This is a genomic window from Ruegeria sp. CDSB117 (assembly GCF_059611005.1).
Window position 1 is genome coordinate 74,095 of record NZ_JBXWOS010000017.1, and the last position, 21,631, is coordinate 95,725.

21 protein-coding genes are annotated in these 21,631 nt (G+C 58.0%); 5 read left to right on the top strand and 16 right to left on the bottom strand.

Annotated features, from left to right (window positions below; genetic code table 11):
- Positions 1–47 precede the first annotated feature (47 nt).
- Together AC2FJC_RS17470 and AC2FJC_RS17475 are read left to right on the top strand one after the other, a co-directional pair.
- On the top strand, positions 48–1,139 hold the full coding sequence (locus AC2FJC_RS17470; protein ID WP_496740448.1) for a flagellar motor switch protein FliG: 1,092 nt from the start codon (positions 48–50) through the stop codon (positions 1,137–1,139).
- 115 nt (positions 1,140–1,254) lie between these two features.
- Complete coding sequence (locus AC2FJC_RS17475) at positions 1,255–2,178, top strand: lysophospholipid acyltransferase family protein (RefSeq protein WP_108860319.1); 924 nt, start codon at positions 1,255–1,257, stop codon at positions 2,176–2,178.
- On the opposite strand, the gene AC2FJC_RS17480 is transcribed toward AC2FJC_RS17475, so the two are convergent.
- Positions 2,179–2,880 carry a DUF1223 domain-containing protein gene (locus tag AC2FJC_RS17480; protein ID WP_496740449.1) on the bottom strand — a complete coding sequence of 234 codons (702 nt, stop codon included), beginning with the start codon at positions 2,878–2,880 and terminating at the stop codon, positions 2,179–2,181.
- A gap of 231 nt (positions 2,881–3,111) precedes the next feature.
- On the opposite strand from AC2FJC_RS17480, the gene acnA reads away from it, so the two are divergent.
- A complete protein-coding gene (acnA, locus tag AC2FJC_RS17485) occupies positions 3,112–5,802 on the top strand; it encodes an aconitate hydratase AcnA (RefSeq protein ID WP_496740450.1) in 2,691 nt (896 codons plus the stop codon).
- Between the two features lie 114 nt (positions 5,803–5,916).
- Here the strand turns inward: acnA and AC2FJC_RS17490 are convergent, their stop codons facing one another.
- The 10 genes from AC2FJC_RS17490 to yajC form a co-directional block, all read right to left on the bottom strand.
- On the bottom strand, positions 5,917–6,453 hold the full coding sequence (locus tag AC2FJC_RS17490) for a DsbE family thiol:disulfide interchange protein (RefSeq protein WP_496740451.1): 537 nt from the start codon (positions 6,451–6,453) through the stop codon (positions 5,917–5,919).
- Positions 6,446–6,604, bottom strand: a complete 159-nt coding sequence (ccmD, locus tag AC2FJC_RS17495) for a heme exporter protein CcmD (protein WP_496723495.1) — start codon at positions 6,602–6,604, stop codon at positions 6,446–6,448. The genes AC2FJC_RS17490 and ccmD overlap by 8 nt, the downstream gene beginning before the upstream one ends.
- Positions 6,601–7,374 (bottom strand): heme ABC transporter permease, encoded by a 774-nt coding sequence (locus AC2FJC_RS17500; RefSeq protein ID WP_496740452.1) that lies wholly within the window; start codon positions 7,372–7,374, stop codon positions 6,601–6,603. Before AC2FJC_RS17500 ends, ccmD begins: the two co-directional genes overlap by 4 nt.
- A gap of 61 nt (positions 7,375–7,435) precedes the next feature.
- Complete coding sequence (gene ccmB / locus AC2FJC_RS17505) at positions 7,436–8,092, bottom strand: heme exporter protein CcmB (protein ID WP_496723499.1); 657 nt, start codon at positions 8,090–8,092, stop codon at positions 7,436–7,438.
- Complete coding sequence (gene ccmA / locus AC2FJC_RS17510; RefSeq protein WP_496740453.1) at positions 8,089–8,703, bottom strand: heme ABC exporter ATP-binding protein CcmA; 615 nt, start codon at positions 8,701–8,703, stop codon at positions 8,089–8,091. Before ccmA ends, ccmB begins: the two co-directional genes overlap by 4 nt.
- 147 nt (positions 8,704–8,850) lie before the next feature.
- Complete coding sequence (locus AC2FJC_RS17515; RefSeq protein WP_496740454.1) at positions 8,851–9,204, bottom strand: Mth938-like domain-containing protein; 354 nt, start codon at positions 9,202–9,204, stop codon at positions 8,851–8,853.
- Positions 9,191–9,961, bottom strand: a complete 771-nt coding sequence (locus AC2FJC_RS17520; RefSeq protein ID WP_496723505.1) for a sulfite exporter TauE/SafE family protein — start codon at positions 9,959–9,961, stop codon at positions 9,191–9,193. Before AC2FJC_RS17520 ends, AC2FJC_RS17515 begins: the two co-directional genes overlap by 14 nt.
- Positions 9,954–10,928, bottom strand: coding sequence for a protein translocase subunit SecF (secF, locus tag AC2FJC_RS17525; protein WP_058277475.1), 975 nt, complete (start codon positions 10,926–10,928; stop codon positions 9,954–9,956). Before secF ends, AC2FJC_RS17520 begins: the two co-directional genes overlap by 8 nt.
- Position 10,929: 1 nt before the next feature.
- On the bottom strand, positions 10,930–12,591 hold the full coding sequence (secD, locus tag AC2FJC_RS17530; protein WP_496740455.1) for a protein translocase subunit SecD: 1,662 nt from the start codon (positions 12,589–12,591) through the stop codon (positions 10,930–10,932).
- A 33-nt stretch (positions 12,592–12,624) separates the two neighbouring features.
- Positions 12,625–12,912 (bottom strand): preprotein translocase subunit YajC, encoded by a 288-nt coding sequence (gene yajC, locus AC2FJC_RS17535; RefSeq protein WP_496723509.1) that lies wholly within the window; start codon positions 12,910–12,912, stop codon positions 12,625–12,627.
- A 201-nt stretch (positions 12,913–13,113) separates the two neighbouring features.
- Here yajC and AC2FJC_RS17540 point away from each other — a divergent pair, with 201 nt between their 5' ends.
- Both AC2FJC_RS17540 and serS read left to right on the top strand, forming a co-directional pair.
- The gene (locus AC2FJC_RS17540; RefSeq protein ID WP_496740456.1) at positions 13,114–14,778 is read left to right on the top strand and encodes a mechanosensitive ion channel family protein; all 1,665 of its coding nucleotides are present in this window, start codon (positions 13,114–13,116) and stop codon (positions 14,776–14,778) included.
- Between the two features lie 72 nt (positions 14,779–14,850).
- Positions 14,851–16,143, top strand: a complete 1,293-nt coding sequence (gene serS, locus AC2FJC_RS17545; protein ID WP_496740457.1) for a serine--tRNA ligase — start codon at positions 14,851–14,853, stop codon at positions 16,141–16,143.
- Between the two features lie 54 nt (positions 16,144–16,197).
- Here the strand turns inward: serS and AC2FJC_RS17550 are convergent, their stop codons facing one another.
- From AC2FJC_RS17550 to AC2FJC_RS17570, 5 genes are all read right to left on the bottom strand, one after another.
- Entirely contained in the window at positions 16,198–16,806 is a 609-nt protein-coding gene (locus AC2FJC_RS17550; RefSeq protein WP_496740458.1) for a helix-hairpin-helix domain-containing protein, read from the bottom strand.
- A 91-nt stretch (positions 16,807–16,897) separates the two neighbouring features.
- Positions 16,898–17,884, bottom strand: coding sequence for a fatty acid desaturase (locus tag AC2FJC_RS17555; RefSeq protein WP_496740459.1), 987 nt, complete (start codon positions 17,882–17,884; stop codon positions 16,898–16,900).
- Between the two features lie 163 nt (positions 17,885–18,047).
- Positions 18,048–19,511, bottom strand: coding sequence for a ribosome biogenesis GTPase Der (gene der / locus AC2FJC_RS17560; RefSeq protein ID WP_496740460.1), 1,464 nt, complete (start codon positions 19,509–19,511; stop codon positions 18,048–18,050).
- A 48-nt stretch (positions 19,512–19,559) separates the two neighbouring features.
- Entirely contained in the window at positions 19,560–20,882 is a 1,323-nt protein-coding gene (locus AC2FJC_RS17565; protein ID WP_496740461.1) for a PQQ-like beta-propeller repeat protein, read from the bottom strand.
- 42 nt (positions 20,883–20,924) lie between these two features.
- Positions 20,925–21,596, bottom strand: coding sequence for a hypothetical protein (locus AC2FJC_RS17570; protein WP_496740462.1), 672 nt, complete (start codon positions 21,594–21,596; stop codon positions 20,925–20,927).
- Between the last annotated feature and the right edge of the window lie 35 nt (positions 21,597–21,631).

Genomic DNA, 21,631 nt, shown 5'->3' on the forward strand with positions numbered 1-21,631 from the left:
ACTCTCCGTAATCTGCCTGTGGAACAGAAACTTGGCACCACGGGCAGATGCAGGACACAAACTCTTTGGTTCAACTGGCACCGGGGACATCAACACCCGCAGCCGACGCCCAGAACGACGCGCCCCGCGTCGTCCCCAAGGCGTTGAGCAACCGACAAAAAGCCGCCGTCGTGGTGCGTCTTTTGTTGAATGAGGGCGCAGATATCCCCCTGGAAGAACTTCCCGACGATTTGCAGGAAAAGCTGACGCACCAGCTGGGTCAGATGGGCCTAGTGGATCGCATCACGCTGGCATCCGTCGCACATGAATTTGCCGAAGCGCTGGACAGTGTCGGCCTGTCTTTTCCACATGGGTTGGCCGGTGCTCTGGACGCAGTCAGCGACAAGATTACGCCGGCAACAGCGGCTAGGTTGCGGAAGGAAGCCGGGGTGCGCCAGATCGGCGATCCGTGGCAACGGCTGCGCGAAATCCCGACAGAAGATTTGGCCACCATCGCTCTGGCCGAAAGCACTGAAATTGCAGCGGTCATGTTGTCCAAGCTGGAAACTGCGAATGCCGCGCAACTTCTGGGTCACCTGCCCGGCCCGGTCGCGCGGCGCATCACCTATGCCGTGTCTAAAACGGCCAACATCACACCCGAGGCGGTTGAACGGATTGGCTGGTCGCTGGCGGCGCAAATTGATCGACGTCCCGCCACGGCCTTTTCGGATGGCCCCGGCGTGCGGGTCGGTGCGATTCTGAACCAATCAGCCGCAGCGACGCGCGACGGGCTTTTGACGGCCCTAGATGAAGAAGACACCGACTTTGCAGCTTTGGTGCGCCAATCGATATTCACCTTCGCCCATATCCCGGCGCGCATCCTGCCCCGGGACGTGCCTGCGATTCTGCGTGGATTGGATCAGGCTGATCTCGTCACCGCCTTGGCTGGCGCCACGGCCGAGAATGACAAAGCCGCGGTCGATTTCCTGCTATCCAACATGTCGACGCGTATGGCGGATAACCTGCGCGAGGAATTCACCGAACGCGGCAAGGTGAAACTGGCAGAAGCAGAAGAAGCTATGACACTTGTCATCGGCTCAATTCGAACACTGGTCGACGAAGGCGCAATAGCGTTGATCGAAGAGGATAGCGAAGAGTGACGGGCTAGTCCGATCCGGCAAGACAAAGCATGGCTTTGTTTTGCAACGCTTGTGGTTGCGGTTTCCGCCTTGTATGACTTGCCCGGCAAATCGCAACAGCCGGTGAGACCTATTCATGCCCGTCGAAAAGTCGGAACTAAGCCGCACAGAGCTTAGAAAATACTACATCACTGGATTGTTCATGAAGGGCGTCATCGGGACCTTGCGGTTGCTGCCCTATGAAGCTCGCCTGGCCACCATGGGCGCAATCGCGCGTGGGCTTTCACCGTTGATCGGCTTTACCAAACGCGTGCGCAGCAACTTGAAATTGACCCGCCCTGACCTGTCAGAGGCCGAGGTCAACAGAATTTGCAGTGCCGTTCCGGACAATGCCGGTCGCGCGATTATGGAGCATTTTTCGCCCGAAGGGTTCACCGAACGTCAGCGCACGGCAAAGGTAAGCGGTTCGGGTGTTGCCGCATTTGACACTGCCGTCGCCGAAGGGCGACCGATCATGATGATCACCGCGCATTTTGGTCACTATCTTGCAGCACGCATCGCCCTGCAGGAACGCAGCGGTCAACCGATTGGGTGCCTCTATCGCCGCATGGCGAACCCTTATTTCAACGACATGTATGTCGAAGCGTTCCATAAGACCGGCTCGCCGATGTTCGAGCAAGGCCGTCGCGGAATGGTCGAGATGGTGCGTTCGCTCAAAAAAAATGGGATCATCGCGATCGTATCCGATCTGCACGCCCATGGCGGTGAAGAGCTGACATTCTTTGGCAAACCCGCCGTGACCTCAGTCCTGAATGCAGAACTGGCAATGAAATACAACGCCGTCCTGATCCCATGCTATGCGGTGCGGCAACCAAACGGCGTGGACTTTGAAATCGTGCTACACGATCCGGTGCCGCATACAGATCCGAAGACCATGACCCAGTTCACCAATGACGATCTTGAGGCCATGGTAAGACAGCATATGGGTCAGTGGTTTTGGATCCACCGGCGCTGGAAAGCCTGGAACGGTTTGGGCGTGCAGCCCGAGGACATGCCCTGATTATTTGACCCGCGCGGCTGCCACGATCGGGCCGTGCCCTGCCCTTTGCACCAGCACAACTGCCGGAAAATCTGGGTCGACGGTTACCGAAAACGCCTGAGGCGCGACGCCGTCCCATTGACCTGCCATATGCCAGGCCTCGACAACATTGGCATAGTCCAGATCGTGGCCAGCCAGCTCTCCGCGTCGGATCGAGGCATGGCGCATCGGTGAATACTGAATGACCCGGATGTCATAGGTTTCTCCGGCCGGCAGTTCGACCGGCGTCACATCCACCGATACATCATCACCCGAGCGCACGGCCGTCACGGATGCTTGCGGGGTGGCCTTGAGATGTGCATTGATCAGGCGATCCAGTTCCCGCGATTGCGCCCCGACCACATCCTGCTGCCCATTCACCACCATCTGAGGCGTATAGATCATCGACCGCCCACCTTCTCGCGCATAAGTGCGCTGGCGCAGAGTGTGATCCGGGTCGGCATATTCGTCCTTCCAGCCGATGTAGTCCCAGTAATCCACATGCAGTGCCAGGCCGATCACATCGTCGCGTTTGGCCAAATCATGCATGATCCGGTCGGCAGGCGGACAGGACGAACAGCCCTGAGATGTGAACAACTCAACCACAACCGGGTCGCCCTCGGCCAGGGCTGCTGTAGAGAGAAACAAGGAAACTAGCGCTGTCGCGCGAATGGATCTGAACATTACGGGTCTCGGGCCTTTGGCTGGGTGTACTGCCCGGTTTAAACGCAAGCCCGTTCAACCTCCAATCAACGTTTCTTGAGACATGCGACCATCGTTACCCTTATATTTTGTGTGCAATGGTATACATAACTCAACGAGCTCACCACCTTGGTCCTTGAACCAAAGGCGTTGGTGATGCAGATAAAGATTAGCGAATCCCGGGATCTAAGTCATTTCAGAGGGAGGCCACAGATGCCCATCAAAGTCGGACAAGATACCGCCAAAACACGCCGCAACCTTAGCGTGAATGGCAAATCCATTTCATATTACTCGATCCCTGCGGCGCAAGAGGCTGGTCTGGGTGATTTTTCCAAGCTTCCCGCCGCGCTGAAAGTGGTTCTGGAAAACATGCTGCGGTTCGAGGACGATGGCTTTTCTGTCGCGGTCGACGATATCAAAGCCTTTGGCGAATGGGCACGCAATGGTGGCAAGAACCCGCGCGAGATTGCGTATCGCCCTGCCCGCGTGTTGATGCAGGACTTTACCGGCGTTCCGGCTGTTGTTGATCTGGCCGCGATGCGCGATGGCATCAAAGGGCTGGGCGGCGATGCGCAGAAGATCAACCCGCTGAACCCGGTTGATCTGGTCATCGACCACTCGGTCATGATTGATGAATTCGGCAACCCGCGCGCGTTCCAGATGAACGTGGATCGCGAATATGAACGCAACATGGAGCGTTACCAGTTCCTGAAATGGGGGCAGTCGGCCTTTAACAACTTCCGTGTTGTTCCCCCCGGAACCGGCATTTGCCATCAGGTAAACCTAGAATATCTGGCCCAGACCGTCTGGACCGACACCGACCAGAACGGCGACGAAGTCGCCTACCCCGATACGCTGGTTGGCACCGACAGCCACACCACCATGGTCAACGGCATGGCTGTTCTGGGCTGGGGCGTCGGCGGGATCGAGGCCGAGGCCGCGATGCTGGGACAGCCGATCTCGATGCTCATCCCCGAGGTCGTGGGTTTTGAGCTGACCGGCGCGATGCTCGAAGGCACCACTGGCACTGACCTTGTTCTGAAAGTCGTCGAGATGCTGCGCGCGAAGGGCGTGGTGGGCAAATTCGTCGAGTTCTACGGGAGCGGTCTGGATCGTCTGCCGCTGGCTGACCGCGCAACGATTGCCAACATGGCCCCCGAGTATGGCGCGACCTGCGGTTTCTTCCCAATTGACGGCGAGACCCTGCGCTATATGCGTAACACCGGCCGGGATGAGAATCGTCTGGCACTTGTCGAAGCTTATGCCAAGGAAAACGGCCTTTGGCGTGATGAGAACTACGCGCCCATCTACACCGACACTCTGACGCTGGACATGGGCACGATCGTTCCCGCTATCTCCGGCCCGAAACGACCGCAGGACTATGTTGCGCTGACCGACGCCAAGGCGGCATTTACCAAGGAAATGGCCGAAACCTTTAAGCGCCCGATGGGCAAGCAGGTCGTGGTCAAGGGCGAAAACTACGGCATGGAATCGGGCAAGGTCGTGATCGCCTCGATCACATCCTGCACCAACACTTCGAACCCTTACGTGATGATCGGGGCCGGTCTGGTTGCAAAAAAGGCGCATGAGCTGGGCCTGAACCGACAGCCCTGGGTCAAAACTTCGCTGGCCCCCGGCTCGCAGGTTGTATCTGAATACCTTGAGGCGGCTGGCCTGCAGCAACATCTGGATGCCATCGGGTTCAACCTGGTTGGTTATGGCTGCACCACATGTATCGGCAACTCTGGCCCGATTCAGAGGGAGATCAGTGAAGCAATTGCCGAGGGTGATCTGGTCGCCACGTCCGTCCTGTCCGGCAACCGCAACTTTGAAGGCCGGATTTCGCCGGACGTGCGGGCCAACTACCTCGCCTCGCCACCGCTGGTTGTAGTCTATGCGTTGGCTGGCACCATGGATATCGACCTGACATCCGAGCCGATTGGGCAGGACAAGGACGGCAATGACGTCTTCATGAAGGACATCTGGCCAACCCAAAGCGAAATTGCCGAGCTGGTGCAGGAAACTGTCACCCGCGAAGCGTTCCAGTCGAAATATGCGGATGTCTTCAAAGGCGATGAGAAATGGCAAAGCGTCGAGGTTCCGCAACAGGAAACCTATGACTGGCCGCCGACTTCGACCTATATCCAGAATCCTCCCTATTTTCAGGGAATGGGTGCCGAGCCGGGCACGATCTCAAATATCGAAGGGGCCAAGGTGTTGGCGGTTCTTGGGGACATGGTCACGACCGACCACATCTCACCCGCAGGGTCTTTTGCAAGCACTTCACCTGCCGGTCAGTACCTGATCGAACGTCAGGTGCAGCCACGCGAGTTCAACTCCTACGGTTCCCGCCGCGGCAACCACGAGGTCATGATGCGTGGCACATTCGCCAACATCCGCATCAAGAATGAGATGCTGGACGGCGTCGAAGGTGGCTATACCAAAGGTCCTGACGGCGAGCAGGCTTCGATCTACGACGCTTCGATGGCCTACCAGGAACTAGGCCTGCCGCTGGTCGTCTTTGGTGGCGAGCAATACGGCGCCGGCTCATCCCGGGACTGGGCTGCCAAGGGCACGGCCTTGCTGGGCGTCAAAGCCGTGATTGCCGAAAGCTTTGAGCGTATTCACAGGTCCAACCTGGTTGGCATGGGCGTGATCCCGTTCGAGTTCACCGGCGGCGACACCCGCAAGACACTGGGCCTGACAGGCGATGAAACCGTATCAATCCACGGCTTGGATTCGGTCGAGCCGCTGCAAGAAGTGCCCTGCACCATCATTTTCGGCGACGGAACCGAGAAAACAATCACGCTGAAATGCCGGATCGATACCGCGCCCGAGATCGAATACATCGAAAACGGCGGCGTGCTGCAATATGTGCTGCGGAACCTTGCCAAGGAAGCTTAAAGCAACAAAGCCCCGGCCAATGCGCCGGGGCTTTTTCTTGAGTGCCAGCGCCACCAGCACCAATAAGAAATAGAGCGCGTGCCGCAGGCACGCTCCGCTTGGCAACGGTTCAGATCACTGGCCGGCTTTTTCCAAGGCAGGGCGGATCGTGCTTTCAATCACGCGCTGCGTGATCGGACCGGCAAAGCGCAGAATGATCGTGCCCTCTCCGTCGATTACATAAGTTTCCGGAACACCGTAAAGACCCCAGTCCAGCGCCATGCGTCCTTGCTCATCCCGTCCGATGGCCTCGTAAGGGTCGCCCAGTTCGGTCAGAAAACCTTCGGCATTGGCCAACTGATCCTTGTAGTTGATGCCATAGACCGGGATGCCCTCTTCGGACAGCGCCTCAAGATTGGGATGCTCAGCCCGACAGGGTGCGCACCAGCTGGCCCAATAGTTGACCAGCTTGACCTCACCATCACGCAAAGTGGCATCGTCGAACAACGTTTTGCCCGGAAACTCTGTCAGAACGACAGGTGGCGCGGGCTGCCCTTCGCGTGCAGATGGCAAAGCATCAGGGTCGTCGCGGAACATTCCAATGCCTGCCAGAACGGCAAAAGCGCCGAAGATCAACGGCGGCGCAATCATCAGGGGTGAGATTTTAGCCATTGCGCGACATCCTGTGTTCGACCTTTTCCATTTCCGCCCGGACTTTGCGCCCGCGCATTACGCTGAGAACGACCAGTGCAATCAGCAACCCCAGCGAGGCAGCATAGGACCACAGGACCGCGTCGGCATATTTTCCAAGATCAGGGATCATCCGTTTAGCCTTTCTCGCGCCAGCAGAGCCTTGATCCGCCGCGCCCGGATTTCTGTTCCTGTGCGATACAGAACCAACGCGATGAACAGCAGCACAAATCCGATGATACATACCAGCAGCGGATAGAAATAAATGTTGCTGACTTTTTCTTCGGTATCCGCGCCGGTGACGGCTGCGGCGCGCATCACGGATGCCCCCTGATGCAGGCCTTGGTTCCAGAAGTTCACCGCATAGCGGCTGAGCAAGGCAAAAACCGACCCCACCAGACACAGGACCGAGGTCAGATCAGCGGCTGTATCGGAATCCTCGATCGCTTCCCACAGGGCTACGTAGCCAAGGTAAAACAGAAACAGGATCAGGAAAGCCGTCAGGCGTGGATCCCAGGCCCACCACGTGCCCCACATCGGTTGCCCCCAGATTGCGCCGGTTGCCAACGCGATTAGGGTCATCACGATACCGATGGGAGCTGCCGCTCGCGCAGCGAGTGCACTGACATGGTGGCGGCGCACCAGCCAGACCAAAGATGTGGCCAGCATCATCAACCAGCAATTAATCGCCATCAGCGCCGCAGGCACATGCAGATAGATGATCTTGACCGTCGAGCCCTGTTTGTAGTCATCCGGTGTGAAGAAAAAGCCCCAAACCAGCCCAACGAACAGACACACAAAAGAAGTCATCCAGAAGAACGGCAGGATCCGCTCGCTAGTCGCGAGGAATTTGCGCGGGTTGGCGTATTCCCAGAGGGTATTGGCTTTGGCTGCGATAGACATGGGCTCTATTTAGTCCGACTCGTGTTTGTTCTCAATTGACATCAGTCAAACTGCGACAGCGTCACCGAAGGTTGATCCGCAATACTGCTGCGCTGGCAAAAGGCAACAGCGCAATCGTGGCGGCGGTGATCCCCGCCAGCATCAAAAGCGGCGTCTGAGTTTCCATCCCCGTGGCACCACGGCGCGCGACCTCGGCCCCGAAGATCAGTGTGGGAACATAAAGCGGCAGAACAAGCAATGACAACAATAGACCACCACGCTTTAGGCCGACTGTCAGAGCTGCGCCGAAGGTCCCGATCACACTCATGGCCGGGGTGCCGACCAAAAGTGAGATCACCAGCCAGAAAAATCCCGGCACCGGCAGGTTCAACAGCACACCCAGAAACGGCGCGGCCAGAACCAGGGGCAAACCCGTCGTTAACCAGTGGGCCAGCGCCTTGATCGTCACGACCGCCTCAAGCGGCAAGGGCGCCGTTGCTAGCAGGTCAAGCGATCCGTCTTCCCAATCCAGCGCAAGCAGACGATCAAGGGACAACAGGCAAGCCAACAGCGCGCCCAGCCAAAGCACACCCGGCGCAATTGTCGACAGCAGCGAAGATTGCGGGCCGACAGAGAACGGCACCAGGACGGTCACAATCAGAAAGAATGCAAGGCCAAGACCAAAGCCCCCACCCGCGCGGAAGGCCAGTTTCAGGTCGCGCAGCAGCAAGGCGATCACAGGAAGCCTCCGTCAAAGTCGTCGATGGGTTTTGGTTTGGCTCTGTTGGGACCCACATCCAGAACCGCGCCGTCCAGACCAAGGTCGATATGGGTAGCGATCAGGGCCGAACCGCCCTGCCCCAGATGGGCACGAACGGCATCTGCGAACATCTGTACGGCGTCCTTGTCCAGTGACACGGTCGGTTCGTCCAGCATCCAGATCGGCCGTCCGGTGACCAGCATCCGGGCCAGCCCGAGGCGGCGTTTTTGTCCGGCGGACAGGTTGCCCGCATGGCGATCCGATAAATCATTTAATGCAAAAGCGTCCAGAGCAGGCTGAATGCCATCTGTTCCAAAGACCGAGGCCCAAAAGGTCAGGTTCTCGACCACCGTCAGCGTCGGCTTTAATCCGTCGGAATGCGAGGCGTAAGCGATCTGATCTTCGGCCCCGTCAATGGTTCCGCTCAACGCCGGCTGCAACCCCGCCAGCGTGCGCAGCAAGGTCGTTTTTCCGATCCCGTTCGGTCCACGCAGGATCAATGCCTGACCGGGTCGAAGCGAGAAGTTCAGCCCCTCGAGCACGGGGATGCCCCCGCGGGTGATGGCAAGATCGGATACGGTCAGTGTCATACGGTCCGGCTTATCTTATTGCGCATAGGGGCAAAAGGCGGGATTTGCCGCAGGGTGACACCTGATCCGCTTTCAAAGGACCGCGGTAGCGAGGGGCCAGCCCCTCGCTCTCTCCGGGGTATTTTTGGCCAGATGAAGCGGTTCCTGTCAGGTGGGAAGCAAAGCCAGCGCGATGCGGCGGCCTTCGGAGAGCAGTACATTATAAGTCCGGCAGGCTGCGGGTGAGTTCATGATCTCAACGCCCATGCCGGCCTGCTCGAGCGCCGCTCGAAAGTCAGAGGGGATGTGGGCCAGATCAGCGCCCGTTCCGATCAACAGGACATCCACATGCCCAGTCAGTGCAAGCAAAGAGGATCGATCGTCGTATCCGCCCCAACCGGTGGTGCCCGATGGACCGGTCAGAACCGCCCCTTGGTGAACCTGGCCACCAATACGGAAAAAGCCGGGCCCGTAGCCATCAACCGGTGTTGCGTTGTTATATGTGATCTCATTCAACCGCATGGATATCTTCTATGCCCCAAAGCGGCAGGCCCGACAAGGCAGCAAGGGCGATGACCACATAAGCCGCGGCACGGTAGAGCTTTGCCCTTTCTGGATTGAATAGCCATCCGCCCAACCAATTGCCGAGAAGATTTGGAGCGGACAGAGCCAAACCCAGAACAACACTGTCGAGGGTCACACGCCCCATGCCGGACAGGAAGCCAAAGATGAGAAAATCGAATCCAAAAAGGAACAGCAGGATTGTGGCCCGGATGACCTCTACAGGAAGTGGGCGAGACATGTAGAACAAGATCACCGCCGGTCCAGGCAACCCAGCGACGCCACCGAGAAAGCCCGCAGCGCCACCGATTGCGGTCACCATCGCGCGCCGCACGCGGCCTTGATAGCGTAATCCGAGGATCAGGATTGCGAGCATGAATAAGGCCAGAAAGCTGACCGCGTATCGAAAAACCTCAGGTTCGACCTGCGTAAGGACCCACAGGCCAACGGGCAGGACCAGGGCGCAGCCCAGCAGTAACCGTGCCAGGTCGCCGCGGTCCACGACGCGCCACGCCCGTCGCAGGTTGGGGAGTGGCCCGAAGATATCCATGATCGTCAGTCCGATCAGCGCCCCAAACGGGCCGAGGAACGGTGTGGCCAGAGGTAAAAAAATCAGCGCGGTGCCAAAGCCGGAAAACCCGCGAACGATGCCACCCAGTGTCGCTGCAAAAAGGATAACGGCCAGCCCCGTGGGGGATTGGCCGAGAAGATCAGGCATCCACATTTGCGAACTGGTTGCCCGCGTTGTTGGATGGCTTAGACCAGTCGCGCTTAACGCCCAGCCACAGCAGAATGGTCGAGGCCACAAAGACCGAGGAATACGTCCCCACGATCACACCCCAGATCATCGCGAAGACAAAGCCGCGGATCACGTCACCGCCCAGCACATAGAGCGAGATCAGAGCCAACAGGGTGGTAACCGAGGTCATTACTGTTCGACTGAGTGTTTCGTTGATCGAGATATTCAGAACCTCTTTGAGGTCCTTCTTCTTGTACTTCCGCAGGTTCTCGCGGACGCGGTCGAACACGACCACAGTGTCGTTCAGCGAATAGCCAACGATGGTCAGCAATGCCGCGATGATGGCCAGATCGAACCGGATTTGCAGTTCCGAGAAAATCCCAATTGTCAGGATCACGTCATGCACCAGCGCGGCCACAGCGCCCAAAGCGAACTGCCATTCGAAGCGCAGCCAGATGTAGACAAGCACCGCCCCGATCGCCAACACCACCGCGATAACGGCAGTTTGGATCAGCTCACCGGAGACTTTGGGGCCGACGGATTCAACGCTTTCAAATGGTAATTTGAGGCCTGGATCAGCAGCGGCAAGCACCTCGCCGACCTGAGTGATCACGTCCGATGTAACTGCCTCGGCGTCTTCTTGCGCCTGGATACGGATCATCGCGACATTCTCATCCGGTCCAAAGTTTGGATCGAAGATCTCTGTGATTGTCACATCCCCCAATTCCAACGGGGCAAGGGCGTCACGATAAACTCCAACATCAATCTCTTGGGTGCTTTGCGTCCGGATCGTTGTGCCACCGCGGAAGTCGATGCCGAAGTTCAGCCCCTGAAGCATGAAGGACGTGAACGCCACGATCATCATCAAAGCCGAGATACCCAGCCAGATTTTCCAGCGGCTGAAGAAATCGAACGAGGTATTCTGGGGTACGAGTTTCAGTCTCATGTCAAACCTCGATCATTTTCGGGCGGCGGCGTTCAAACCAGATGACGATCATCAGACGCGTCACGAAGATCGCGGTGAAGACCGAGGTCAGAATGCCCAGACCCAACGTGATGGCAAAACCGCGCACCGGACCGCTGCCCATGGCAAACAGGATTACAGCGGTGATGAATGTGGTCACGTTTGCGTCCAGAATGGCCGACAACGCCTTTTCATAACCCAGTTCGATCGCGCGCGCCGGGCCTCTGGCGGATTTCAGTTCTTCGCGGATACGTTCAAAGATCAGCACGTTGGCATCCACCGCCATACCAACCGTCAACACGATACCGGCGATACCGGGCAGTGTCAGGGTGGCTCCGATCAGGGACAACAGACCAAACAGCAGGCCGACGTTGATGATCAGGGCAATGTTGGCAAAGAGACCAAACAGGCCATAGCTGAGCGCCATGAAAACCAGCACTGCGACGAAGGCCACAATAGTTGCGACCTTACCGGCGTCGATGCTGTCCTGCCCCAGTTCGGGGCCGATGGTACGCTCTTCGAGGAATTCCAGCCCGGCTGGCAACGCGCCTGCGCGCAACAAAACAGCCAGATTGGTGCTTTCTTCGACGGTGAAGTTGCCGGTGATGATGCCCGACCCGCCGGGAATGTGGCTTTGAATGACAGGGGCCGAGATGACCTCATCATCAAGAATGATTGCGAACGGCTGGCCGATATTTTCCAGCGTATAGTCGCCGAACTTGCGTGCCCCCGATGTGTTGAACCGGAAGCTGACCGCTGGGCGACCGTTCTGGTCGAATGCTGGCTGCGCGTCCACCAGCTCTTCGCCAGTGACGACTGGGGCCGCCTCGACTGTGTAAAACAAACCGGTTTCGTCGATGGAGGGGAGGACCTGTTCGCCAATCCCCGGCACTGCGTCCGGGTTGGTGCCCCGCCCCACAACGGGATTGAATGTCAGCTGAGCAGTGGTGCCGATGATCTCTTTCAGTTCACCAGCACTGCCAATACCCGGCACCTGTATCAGGATACGATCCGCACCCTGGCGTTGGATCGTGGGTTCACGCGTTCCGACCTCGTCAATACGGCGGCGCACAATCTCAAGCGACTGGCGAACAGTGCGGTCGTCTGTGGCAAGTTTTTCCGCCTCGGACAGTTGAACGACGATTGTGTCGCCTTCAGCCCGTGCCTCGATATCGGTTGCACCTACACCGGTCAGGGTCTGCACCTGACGGGCCAGACCGCGCACAACTTCAAGCGCGCGGGACATGCCCTCGGGCTGGCTGATGCGCACCCGAATCTCGTCCGGGGCCGACTCTTGCTTGCGGATGGTGCCTACAGTGGCGCGCTCATCCCGCAGCGCATCGCGAATTTCGGGCCACATGGCCTCCATCCGGGATTCGTACACATCGCCGACCTGAACTTCGGCCAACAGATGCGCACCACCGCGCAGATCGAGGCCCAGATTGACCAGCGACGACGGCAGCCAGTTCGGCCATTGTGCCGCCTCGGCCTGCATTTCGGGGGTGTCGATGCCAAGCTCGATTGCGGCCTTGGCATCGTTGGATTGCTCGACGCGCGTATAAAACGCATTCGGCAGGGCCATCAGCAGGCCGATCACGCAGACCGACCAGATCAGAACCCGCTTCCAGGTATCAATTTGCAGCATTACCCTGCCTTTTCAAGGAATTATCGCGCGAAGTTACTTCGCAGGCTCGGTCTTACTCAGAACCTGCGCGATGGTCGATTTGACAACACGAACCTTCACACCCTCGGCGATTTCAACTTCAATCTCGTTGTCGCCTTCCTTGACCTTGGACACCTTGCCGATCATTCCACCTTGGGTGACAACCTGATCGCCGCGACGTACGGCCTCGACCATGGCCTGATGCTGCTTCATCTTTTTCTGCTGCGGACGGATGAGCAGAAAATACATGATAGCGAAGATCAGGATCAGCGGGAGAAACTGGGCGATTGCGCCACCTTCCATGGGATATTCCTTTGTTTTGATGCTGCGGAGAAGCTCCGCAAATTTGGCGAGAACCTATGCTCTGAATTGCGCCTTTGCAAGCGATGGCAACGCTCTACACCGCCCTGACCCGGCCACAGTGCAAAAAGAACAAGCCAGTCGTTGCAGATATGTCCTAGGCACCTTGTTGAAACCGGGTATAGTTCGGGTTAAGGGGGACATATGGCAAGGCATTTCAAGCCCTTCCTTTTGCTGGTTTATTTTCTGACAGCCCTAGCGTCCAGCCTGTGGTTTTCCGATGTCGTACTAGCACAGGAAACACCGGCAGAGTCCCCAGCTTCTGACGGGGCGGATTCGGACACTTTCGTGGCTCCGGTCATCGTGGACGGGGACGTCTTGTTCCAGGTCCGGGGCTCCAGTGCCCTACCCGCGCCAGAGCGGGCGGAAGATGTTCAGGACAAGATCATCGAAATCGCCGAAGCCTCGGATGCACCAACGGTTGAGGTGACATACGAAGAGACCGAGTTCGGTATCTGGACTCTGGTCGATGGCGACAGAGTCTCGATCGTCACCGAAGCTGACGCCGAGTTGGATCAGATGGAGCTGAGCGTTCTAAGCGTTTTACACGGGAACGCGATCAAAGAATCCATCGAAGACTATCGCGCCAACCGCACCGATCGGGCGCGCGTGTCCGGTGCAATTGAGGCGGTGGCATGGACTGTAGGGTTTGTTGCATTTGTGGTGGCAATCCTGTGGGTGCATCGTCGGATTCGACGGAAGACATTGAAATTTGTCTCGCGTCACCTCAGGGACGTTGAAACGGCCACAGCCAAAAGCGTTCAGGCCGAGGCGATTGCCGCGCTGGTACGATATGGGCTGAACTTTGTTCTGCTTATCATCTTCTTCCTGGGTTTTTACTACTACCTCTCATTTGTTCTGCTGGCCTTCGCTGAAACCCGCTATTTCGCGCAGCTGTTGCTGACCTATCTGACAGAGCCAGTTCTGCTGATCTTCAAAGGCGTTATCAGCTACATCCCCAATATGATCATGCTGGGCCTGATCACCTGGGTGGCGATGTACATCATCAAGGGGATGCGGGTGTTCTTTGACGCGGTCGAAGCGGGTTCCTTCGATATGGGCGATTTCGAAAAACACTGGGTCAGCCCAACCTTCAACATCGCTCGGGTTGTGGTGATCATGATCGCCCTGGTCTTTGCCGTTCCCTACATCCCCGGGTCCGACTCGGCGGCGTTCCAGGGATTGACGATCCTGGTAGGCGCCATGCTGTCGCTGGGTGCAAATTCTGTCGTCTCAAACATGCTGGCCGGCCTGTTCGTGATCTATCGTCGCTCGACCTCGATCGGGGACCGCATTCAGATCGGCGACCACATCGGCGATGTGGTTCAGATCAAACTGATGGAGACGCATCTGAAATCTATCAAGAACGAACTGATCTCGATCCCAAACGCGCAACTGATGAATTCGGATGTGGTGAACTTCTCGAAGAAAACGGACGGCAGCGGTCTGCTGCTGCACACCACGGTTGGCATCGGCTATGAAGAGCCGCCCGAGAAGGTCGAGGCGATGCTGATTGAGGCGGCCAACAGAACCAAAGGCATCAAGGCCAAGCCTGAACCCTTTGTTTTGTGGACCGCATTGGCGGATTACGCGATCAACTATCAGATCAACGGCTATACGACCCGTGGCAGCATCATTCCGAAAATCCGGTCGGACCTGCATCGCAACATCGTGGCCGTGTTCAATGAAAATGGTGTGCAGATCATGACGCCCTCTTACATGGCTGATCCGCCTGATCCCAAGATCCCAACCGAACATTGGGATGGCCATCTGGCGCATGAAACACACGAGGATGCCGATAAGTCGTAACCGGCGCTACACCCCGCCTTTCAGATGGTGCATAAGCGGTTTCAGTGATTCACGCATTTAAGGATCTGAACCATGCACGACATCCGCGCCATTCGCGAAAACCCCGCCGCCTTCGACGCCGCACTTGCGCGCCGTGGGGACGCGCCGGTGTCGTCAGATTTACTGAGACTGGACGAAAGCCGCCGGGCCAAGATTCAGTCCGCAGAAACGGCACAAGCCGAACAGAACAAGGCCAGCAAGGAAGTCGGTGCCGCCAAGGCACGCGGCGACGAGGCTGAATTTCAACGCCTGCGCGCGCTGGTCGCCGAGAAAAAGGCCGAAATTGCCCGGATGCAGACCGAGGCCAAGGATCTGGATGCGCTGCTGACTGATCAGCTGATCCGCATCCCGAACCTGCCCGCCGAGGACGCGCCAGAAGGTGCGGACGAGAACGACAATGTCGAGGTCAGCCGCTGGGGCACTCCGCGTGAGTTGGGTTTTGCACCGAAAGAGCATTTTGAAATCGAGGCCGTACAGAACGGCATGGATTTTGAAACGGCGGCAAAGCTGTCCGGCTCGCGCTTTGTCCTGTTGTCCGGCGGAGTTGCCCGCATTCACCGTGCGCTGGCGCAGTTCATGCTGGACACGCACATCAATGAAAACGAACTGACCGAGGTGAACGGCCCGGTTCTGGTTTTGTCCGAGATGATGCAGGGCACAGGCCAATTGCCGAAGTTTGGCGAAGACAGCTATCAGACCCGTGAAGGCTGGTGGCTGATCCCGACGTCCGAGGTGTCGCTGACCAATATCGTCAACGACACGATGATCGAAGAAAACTATTTGCCCCGCCGCTACACCGCGCATTCCCTGTGCTTCCGGTCCGAGGCCGGATCGGCCGGCAGGGACACACGCGGCATGTTGCGCCAGCACCAGTTCGAAAAGGTCGAAATGGTCTCGGTCACCCATCCCGACAAGTCGGATGATGAGCAAAAACGCATGCTGCGCTGTGCCGAAGGTATTCTGGAAAAGCTGGGCATCCCCTATCGCACCGTGATCCTGTGCACAGGCGACATGGGCTTTGGCGCGCGCCGTACCTTTGACATCGAAGCATGGCTGCCGGGTCAGGATACGTACCGTGAGATCAGTTCAGTCTCGACTTGTGGTGATTTTCAGGCGCGCCGGATGAACGCGCGCTTCCGTCCCGAGGCAGGGGGCAAACCGGAATACGTTCACACGCTGAACGGATCCGGTCTGGCTGTTGGGCGCTGCCTGATCGCCGTGCTGGAAAACGGCCAGAACGCAGACGGCACCGTCACCCTGCCCGAGGTTCTGGCCCCCTATCTGAGTGGTAAGCTGACGCTGCAACTGGACGGCACGCTGGCATAAGAAAACCGGCGGCCAACAGGGCGCCGGTTCAAGAGGCTTAAGGGCGGAGAAGGCTTACTTCTTCGCCTTTTTCTTATCCTTCTTTTTATCTTTTTTCTTATCTTTCTTCTTGTCCGTCTTGTCGGCCTTTTTCTTTTTGTCTTTCTTCTTATCTTTCTTCGCCTTGGCCTTCACCTTGTCCTTGGCTTTTGAAAAGACGGCTTCCATTTCCTCAAGCTTTTTAGCGGCCTTTTCAGCCTTGGCTTTGGCCTTAGCCTTCTTTTTTGCCTTGGCTTCTGCCAGTTCGGCTGCGGCCTTTTCCTCAGCCGCTTTGCGCGCAGCCTCTTCCGCCCGCTTGTCGGCAGCGGCGGCGGCGATGGTCTTGCGGGGCGCTGTTCGGCGCGCTGCGGGCTTTTTGGCAGGCGCGCGGCGCGTACTTGTTTTCGCAGCAGGGCGTTTGGCGGCTGGCTTAGTCGCGGCGGGTTTTGCGGCTGCTGGTTTCGCCGCAATCGCCTCTTTCGCGGCGGCAATCAAAACGGCCGCGCGGGCTTTGCCGATACGAGGAACTTTGACCAGTGTAGCGGGGGTTGCCTTGGCAACGGCTTCAGCGGTTTTGAAACCGTTGGCGGTAAGTGACTTTCCTAGCCCTTCTCCAACGCCTTTTATTGCGGTCACTGCGGTCATTCTTTGTCCTTTCCGATTTTCCCTGCATTATCTTATGTATACCAGATACACGTTCTCACAAGCCAGTGCCCAGGGATGCAGGTCATTTGTGTCAGCTACTGTGTGCGAGGTTACCGGATTGATCCTTTCCGGGAAACGGAACAAGCCGTTTGGCGTCTTCGTCCCACAGTTTCAGGTTTAAAGCGGCAACAGCCTCGGGGAATTTGATCCGGCGGGGCGTGAATTCGGGCGGTAGGTTATAGTGGCATGCACGCAGCCGATAAGACGGAATGCGCGCATTGAAATGGTGGATATCGTGCAGCGTGATGCAGGCAACCGCATTGTCGAACCACCACCCGAAATCCAGCGCCGATGATCCCTGTAGCGCGGCCAGTTGCGGATCCAGATCCGGACGGCGATCCCAATACGTGTCCTCGAAATTGTGCTGCAGATAGACTAGAAAAACACCCAGCATCCCGCCCAACAGAGAGAATACCAACCACACCAGAATACCCGTGGTGCCGGCGATCAAATACAGAAGGCCAAGAAAGACGATGATCGACAAGTTGTGTAGCAATACGCCCTTCACGCCAAACCGAACCGTGTTCTTGGGCCACCGGTAGCGGATGAAATACGTAAACAGCGCCCCAGCCGGAACCAGGATGAAGGGATTTCGGTAGAGCCTGTAAAACAAGCGTCCTTTCCAATCCGCCTTGTTCCATTCCCGCACAGTCATCGTGTGGATTTCACCCGTCTCGCGGTGCTCGAGATTGCCGATACCGGCGTGGTGAAGGTTATGGTTTTGCTTCATCACTTCGAACGGAGCGAAAGTGAATGGCGAGAGCCCGTGCCCGGCCCATTCGTTCTGCGCCCGCGTCTCAAACAGCGAATGATGCCCGCAATCGTGCTGAAGCACGTAGAGGCGCACCGCCGAAAAGGCAAAAACGATTCCGGCCGGGATCATGACAAACCAGCGATCCACATAGATGATCGCCAATGCCAGCGATGTGAAATACACCGCAAAAGTTCCAAAATAGCTCAGCGCGGCCAATCTGTTGTCCTGAACCGCGTATTGCCGAGTGTATTCCCTCAGATCCATCCAGCCGCTCCTCACGTTGGTCAGGTCCAATGGTTGTCAAAAACTGGTGCGGAAGCTCCGCGTGAAATTATGCGCACACAAAACAGATGCACGCCAGTGAATGCTAGCGTGGGGAAATGGGGCTGTCACGCCCCTCAGCCGAAAATGCTGAAAATTGGCGCAGTTACGCGCGACCCTTGAGATGTTTGGCCAAGGCACCCGCGTTCTTCTTACGGCGTCCCTTGTACGGGTTCTTGTCCCCCTGTCCGCGCAAAGTCAGGCGGATCGGAGTACCGGGCATGTCAAAAGATTCGCGCAGACCGTTGACTAGATACCGGGTGTAACTGGCTGGCATTTTGTCAGGATGCGAGCACATGACAACAAAGCCCGGTGGGCGGGTTTTGGCTTGGGTCATGTAACGCAGCTTGATCCGGCGACCTTGCGGGGCTGGCGGCGGGTGTTGTTCCAACATGGCCGTCAGCCAACGGTTCAGCGCAGCCGTCGGCACACGGCGGTTCCAGATGTCATGGGCTCGCAGAATGGCGGCGCGCAGGCGCTCTAGCCCCCGACCCGTCTTTGCAGAGACCGTCACCAGCGGTGCGCCACGCAGTTGCGGTAGCAAACGCTCGAACGACTCTTTCAGATCCCGCAGCTTTTCCTGTTTGTCTTCTTCGATGTCCCATTTGTTGATGGCGACAACAACGGCACGACCCTCGCGCTCGGCCAGATCGGCAATACGCAGGTCCTGCTGTTCGAAGGGAATGGCAGCGTCCAGCAGAACCACCACCACTTCGGCGAATTTTACGGCGCGCAAGCCGTCCGAGACTGAAAGCTTTTCAAGCTTTTCCTGCACCTTGGCTTTTTTGCGCATACCGGCGGTATCAAAGATACGCATCGGTGTGCTGTCTCCGTCCGGGTCGGCCCAATCGATCCGCAGACTGATGGCATCGCGCGTAATACCAGCCTCTGGCCCGGTCAGCAGGCGGTCTTCGCCAATGATCTTGTTGATCAATGTGGATTTACCGGCATTCGGGCGGCCAACAACTGCCACCTGCAACGGCTTTTCAGCGCTGATCAGGGGCGTTTCGCCCTCGCCGTCCTCATCCAGTTCGATATCGGTTTCCGGTGCATCCTCGACCGCCTTTTCCTCGGCGGCATCGGCCAATGGCATAAGCTGAGAATAAAGATCGGTCATTCCCTCGCCATGCTCGCCCGATAGGCGCACCGGCTCACCCAGACCAAGGTTATAGGCTTCAAGCACCCCCGCATCCGCTGCGTTTCCTTCGGCTTTGTTGGCCGCAAGGATCACGTGTTTGGACCGTTTGCGCAGAATCTCGGCAAACAATTCGTCGGTCGGCGTGACCCCGACGCGCGCGTCAATCATGAACAGACAGACATCTGCCATGTCCACCGCACGCTCGGTCAGGCGGCGCATGCGGCCCTCAAGGCTGTCGTCGGTCGCATCCTCAAGCCCCGCGGTGTCGATCACGGTAAAGCGCAGATCCCCCAGACGCCCTTGGCCTTCGCGCAGGTCGCGCGTCACGCCGGGCTGGTCGTCGACCAAAGCCAGACGTTTGCCCACAAGGCGATTGAACAGGGTGGATTTGCCCACATTCGGGCGCCCCACGATGGCGAGGGTCAGCGACATGATACTCAACTTTCAAGACTCAGACGCGCCCTTTAGCGCATCTTGTGGTCAACGGAAAGCGTGCAAATCACCTTTGGCCGACACGACGTACAGTGTTTGGCCCGCCACAACCGGTGCCGTGGTCGCGCCACCTGGCACTTCGACACGGTTCACCAGTGCTCCGTCAACAGGGCTGAAGAACCGAACATAGCCATCGTTCGAGGCGATGACGATGCGCCCACCCGCCATGATCGGACCATAATGCGCGTAGACCGCCCCCCGGCGTCCCGGCTTATCCTTGACAAAACCCGGCAGGTCCTGCGCCCAAACAATCGCTCCGGTCGCGGCGTCTAGTCGGACCAGTTGGCTGCGATCACTGATCAGGAAAATACTGTTGCCAGCGGCCCAGACCGTATCGACGGCCCCTTCGTCTGCGGTCCACATCCGTTCGCCGGAATTGGCGTCAAACGCGACCGTGCGCCCGGAATGGTTGCCGATATAGATCTTATCGCCCACCACCATTGGCCCACCGGTTACATCGACGATCTGCGCCGCCGCACGTCCGCGACGTCCCCCGGCTACTGATGCGTTCCAGCGGCGAATACCCCCCCGACGGAACGTCGCTGCGACATCACCCGAGCCAAAGGCGAACACGGAAAAATCGGATGCAATGACTGGCGCCGGCGCACCCAGAACGTTTCCAACGCTTGGGGTGCCCTGAATTTGCCAGGCAATGCGGCCGTCCTTGGTGTTGACCGCCCAGCCAGTTTCGTCACCAGCCACCAGATACAGCAGACCGTTGCTGACCAAAGGCGCGCCGCTGCCGGTCGCGTTCAACCTTTTTTGCCAACGAACTGCACCGGTTTTGGCATCCAGCGCTGTCAGGCGGCCATAACCGGAAGACACATAAAGCACACCGTTGTCATAGGCCATGCCACCACCCGTGGCATCCGAGTCGCCATCACTTGGCGGAATAAGATCGGTGTTCCAAACGACCTGCCCTTGCGGCGACACGGCAGACACCGTTGCGCCGGCATCAAGCGTGTAGATCAACCCGCCCGCAACAACGGGATCAGCCGTGATCCGCTGCTTGCGCGAGTCACCCTGACCGATTGAAGCGGACCAAATGCGCTGCGGCGTTGCCCGCAACTGTGCATTGGTCGTCCGGAACGCAGCTGTACCCGGGCTTTGCGGCCAACTCGCGTTGGCTCTTTGCGCCGGAAGGCTGATCGGCTTTGAGCCGCGGGTTTCCACCGTTTCGGTATCGGCAGCAGGTCGGATATCTTCTCGCGGTCCAGGCAAGATAACCTCGGGTTCCCGACAGGCGGCGACCAAGGTCAATGAAAGGGCTGCCATCGGCAATCCAATACGGGAGAATAGACTTGCTACCATGATATTCCGAACTCGCCTGTAAGTTTTCCTGCCGCCACCGGATCAGCCCTGTTGGGCGATCAGCGGCTCTGGTTCGCCACCCAGTGCTACAATCAACTGAGCCGCACGCTGTTGCAGATCCACGCCAACCTCTGCGTCCTGACGCAAAGCCTGAAGCCGCGTGATGGCCGCGTCAACATTGCCCTCGGACACATCAATCAGGGCCAACTGTTCTTCGGCAAGCAACCGCAGCGGAGCGCCCGGTGCGGCCAGCGCTTCGAACTGAAGACGACGATCGGCTGCGGGCAGAGTGTCGCTCTGCAGCAGCAGCGCCTTAAAAGCCGCGATCGCGCGGTAGATTTCCGGCAGATCCCCTTGGGACGTAATGGCATTCAGGCTGGCAACCGCATCCTGCTCCGATCCGGCCTCAATCTGAGAAGCCGACAACAGCATGTTAAGAACCGCATCCCCACCCGGCGATTGCGTTTCGACAGCGGCAAGACTGGCTGCACGGTCTTCCGACTGATTCTGTGCCAGCGCTGCCAGGATTGAATCACCTAAATCCTGCGCCTGACTGGTTGCGCGCGACTTTCGGACTTCATTGAACGCAGCACCGCCCACGATCAGGACAACCACAAGCACACCGACCCAACCCCATCTGCGCAATAGCAAGAACAGGCGGTCCCGGCGCACCTCTTCGGTCACCTCATCAATAAAACTGTCGACGTCGCTCATCCCTGCCCTCCGGGGCTGCATCCTTGGTGTATGGC